Source organism: Paeniglutamicibacter sp. (genome assembly GCF_046714615.1).
Lineage (GTDB): Bacteria > Actinomycetota > Actinomycetes > Actinomycetales > Micrococcaceae > Paeniglutamicibacter.
Genome location: NZ_JBKKAP010000111.1, coordinates 1 through 3,355 on the forward strand (window position 1 = coordinate 1; position 3,355 = coordinate 3,355).

At 65.6% G+C, this 3,355-nt stretch carries 3 protein-coding genes; all 3 read right to left on the bottom strand.

The features are described from left to right. Nucleotides 1–97: 97 nt before the first annotated feature. Genes ACLQ7E_RS13560 through ACLQ7E_RS13570 form a run of 3 tightly spaced genes read right to left on the bottom strand, consistent with a single transcriptional unit; the run spans nucleotide 98 to nucleotide 3,203 of the window. The gene (locus tag ACLQ7E_RS13560; RefSeq protein WP_411733102.1) at nucleotides 98–1,093 is read right to left on the bottom strand and encodes a tyrosine-type recombinase/integrase; all 996 of its coding nucleotides are present in this window, start codon (nucleotides 1,091–1,093) and stop codon (nucleotides 98–100) included. Then, complete coding sequence (locus tag ACLQ7E_RS13565) at nucleotides 1,090–2,022, bottom strand: tyrosine-type recombinase/integrase (protein ID WP_411733103.1); 933 nt, start codon at nucleotides 2,020–2,022, stop codon at nucleotides 1,090–1,092. Before ACLQ7E_RS13565 ends, ACLQ7E_RS13560 begins: the two co-directional genes overlap by 4 nt. Next, the gene (locus ACLQ7E_RS13570; RefSeq protein ID WP_411733104.1) at nucleotides 2,019–3,203 is read right to left on the bottom strand and encodes a tyrosine-type recombinase/integrase; all 1,185 of its coding nucleotides are present in this window, start codon (nucleotides 3,201–3,203) and stop codon (nucleotides 2,019–2,021) included. Before ACLQ7E_RS13570 ends, ACLQ7E_RS13565 begins: the two co-directional genes overlap by 4 nt. Nucleotides 3,204–3,355 lie beyond the last annotated feature (152 nt).

The window sequence follows — 3,355 nt, forward strand, 5'->3', positions numbered from 1 at the left end:
CACCGGTTATGCCGATGTCGTGGTTATTCCGATAGCGGGGGCTGGATGACTGCCACTGCTGGGGTGTGGCGGGCGAAGTTCGGCATAACTGGCTGGCCTATAGGGCTTCGAGGAAGGCAAGTAGCGCGTCGGTTGGCTGGTAACGGCCCGGTTGGCTTTGTGGTGGAGCGGTACGGTCAAGAGCTTTCTGTTTGAGCGCGAGGTCGGCGTGGAGGTAGGCGTTGGTCGATGCCGGTGACTCGTGCCCGAGCCACAACGCGATGGTAGTGGAATCGATTCCGGCCGCGAGCATCCGCATGGCGCAGGTGTGGCGCAGCACGTGAGGGGTCACGTGCTTGGCGGCGATCGTGGGACAGCTGCTTGCGGCTCGGGCAGTGTGGAGGTCGATTCTTTGGGCGACTGCGTCGGCGCTCATCTTCCGGTTGGTGCCGCGCGGGCAGAACAAGGCCATGGCGGCTGGGCCCGGGTTCTCGGCCAGCCAGTTCCCCAAGGTGGTGGCGGTAAGAAGGTCGATGGGAGTGGCCCGATCTTTGCGGCCTTTGCCGTGGCAGGCGATATGGGCGCCGGGTTTATCTAGGTATGCGTCCCCCCTGGTGAGGGCGGTGATCTCACTGACGCGCATCCCGGTGGTGATCATGACCCTTAGCAACAGATGGTCGCGTCGGCCGGTCCACGTGTTCTGGTCGGGGCTGGCCAGCAGGGACTCTACTTCCGGATCGGTGAGCCAGGAGATGATGCTTCGGCTGGTTTTCTTGTTGGGGATGGCCAGGACCCGGGCGATTTGGGCGGCATGTTCTGGGTGGCGCAGGGCGGCATAACGGAACAGCGAGTGGATGACGGCCAGGCGGGCATTACGGGTCCGGGGACTGTTGTGTCGTTCCTGCTCGAGAGCGGTGAGGAACTCGCCGACCAGAGGAGCGTCGAGCACGGAGAAATCCAGATCGCTGGGCTCAATCCCTGTGTTTTCACGGACGTGGCATAGGAACAGGCGCAGGGTGTCGCGGTAAGCCGCGACGGTGTGTGGACTGGCGCCCAGCTGTGCGAGCAGATAGTCGGTGAAGAACGATTCGAGGGTGGGTGCCAGGGCGGTCATGGCTGGGAATTCCTTTCAGTGGTGGTCGCTCGGTGGGCGACGGCAGCCATCAGCTCGGGGCTGGCCGTGAGGTACCAGTAGGTGTTGGCCGGTTCGACGTGGCCTAAGAAAGTGGCAAGGGTAGCGAGGCGGGCATCGACGTCAGCGCCGTTGCGGTGGGCGTCGATGAGGGTGTTGACGGCGAAGCTGTGCCGCAGATCATGCAGCCGTGGTGATCCGCAGAGCGGCCTGTCCGGCAGCTGGCACTCGCTGACCAGGCGGACAAAAGCGGCCCGGGCCATCTTCTTGTTGAGGCGGCCGCCCCGAGGGCCAAACAGCAGCGGACGACCCGGTGTAGTAACCGGATGCGGCCGGTTCCCCTGGTAGGACAGGAGGGCCTCGAGGGAGGAGGGCTGCAACGGAACCAATCGCTGGCGGTCATACTTGCCGGTCACCACCAGCAGTGCCCGGTCGATGTGAAGGTCCTCGACGTTTAGCGCCAGCGCCTCACCGCTGCGCATCCCGGTCACCGCCAGCAGACCGATCAGGGTGCGAACACTCAGAGCGAACAGCGGTGGGGTCAGGACCGTGGTTGCCGAGTCCATCAGCTGGCCGACCTGCTCAGCGGTGTAGAGGTAGGGCATGCGGCGGGTTGTTCGTGCACGGATCAGCCCGGGCGGGACCAGCTCGGCAGCCTCGGGGTCAACGCCATTCACGTAGGCGGCCAGCCCGGCGACGGCACGGAGTCGGGTGGCCTGCCAGCGCTTGGTGCTCGTCGGCGTCTGGCAGGCGAAGGCCAACGCGTCGGCGACGGTGATCGTGGTGACCCCACGGGAGGCCAGCCCGTCAAGGAAGCTGGCAATCAGCCAGCCGTGGTCCTTCAGCAGGTAACCGCGGGCGTGGCGTTCGGCCAGCCACTCCTCGGCCGCGGCAGCCAGGTCGATGCTCATTGCCCCTCCTCCATCGTCGGCCACGGACGTGCCAGGCCCCGCAGCGCGGGAAGGTCCGCCTTGGCGTAGATAGCGGTGGAGCCCACTCGTGTATGCCGCAGCAACTGGCCGGCCTCGATCAAGCCACCACCGGCAGCAAGTACCCCGCAAGCGGCGGTGTGCCGCAGTCTGTGCGCCGCGCCCGATCCAGTAACACCACCACGGAGCAACGCCGCCGACACCATCAGCGACACAGCCGGAACCGACAGCCCAGTGTGGGGAGCCGGTGATCTCAAGAACACCTGGCAGGATCCCGCAGCCGGCGGGCGTCCCTCCATCACGTAGGCGGCCAGTGCCTCGCCCACGTCTACCGGCAGAGGGAGCGCATCAAGATGCGAGCCTTTCCCACGCACCCGGAGCAGACCACTCTGCCAGTCGATGTCCTCCAAGCGCAGCGCCGCGACCTCACCGGCACGCAAGCCCAGCCGCAGCATCAAGGCGACCATCGCCTCATTCCGCAGGTGGTCGGCCCTCTCAGTGACTGCCGCCCGCAAGGCAGCCACCTCGGTGGTGCTCAACGCCTGCGGTGGCCGTGTCCCTCGATCCGCGGCAAACGAGCCGACCGCCTCAGCCATCGGTGCCGAAGTGCTCCTCTCCAGCCACATCCATCGCAACAGGGCCCGCAACGCGTTCGCCTCGGCCTTTATCGAGGCCCCGCAACGCCCTACAGCCCGCTGGGTCACGAACGCCGACACCTGCCTGGCCGTCAACCCTTGCCACTGATCAGGGCTGGGAAAAACGGCTAGGAAAGGCCCCACCTGGCCGACGTAGCCGGCCACCGTCCGCGCATCCAACCCGCGCTCCACCAATGAGTAGTGCACAAATCCCGCCGCCAACACCTCTGCAGGGGATTCCGGCGTCGCAGGCAACGGATCAGGTGCCACACCCACCCGCCGCAGGTACCCCAAAAGCGGTGCCAGCGCCCGCTCCGAACGCATCTTCGCCCCTGCCCTGCGGCGCTCAGCGAGAAAACGGCCAACCACCTCAGTGATCAGATCCCCAGTTGCCAGCCCCTGAGCCGCCAACCATTCCGACAGATGCCTCAATAGCCGCAACTGCCATTCGTAACTGCGTGGCGAATACCCGAGCTCAGCGAGCTCGCCGAGGAAGCCCTCAACAAACCCACCAAGCGGACCAGACACCGACGCCCTGCACCGACCTGCCATGACACTGCTCCTCTCCGGACAATGGAGATAGAAGTATCACTCAACCTGCCGGCTTCTGGTTATGCCGAACTTCGCCCGCCACACCCCAGCAGTGGCAGTCATCCAGCCCCCGCTATCGGAATAACCAC

What these genes read in the sequence shown, in the direction of transcription:
- ACLQ7E_RS13560 (WP_411733102.1), bottom strand. Translation starts at nt 1,093, where the DNA reads ATGACCGCCCTGGCACCCACCCTCGAATCGTTCTTCACCGACTATCTG.
- ACLQ7E_RS13565 (WP_411733103.1), bottom strand. Translation starts at nt 2,022, where the DNA reads ATGAGCATCGACCTGGCTGCCGCGGCCGAGGAGTGGCTGGCCGAACGC.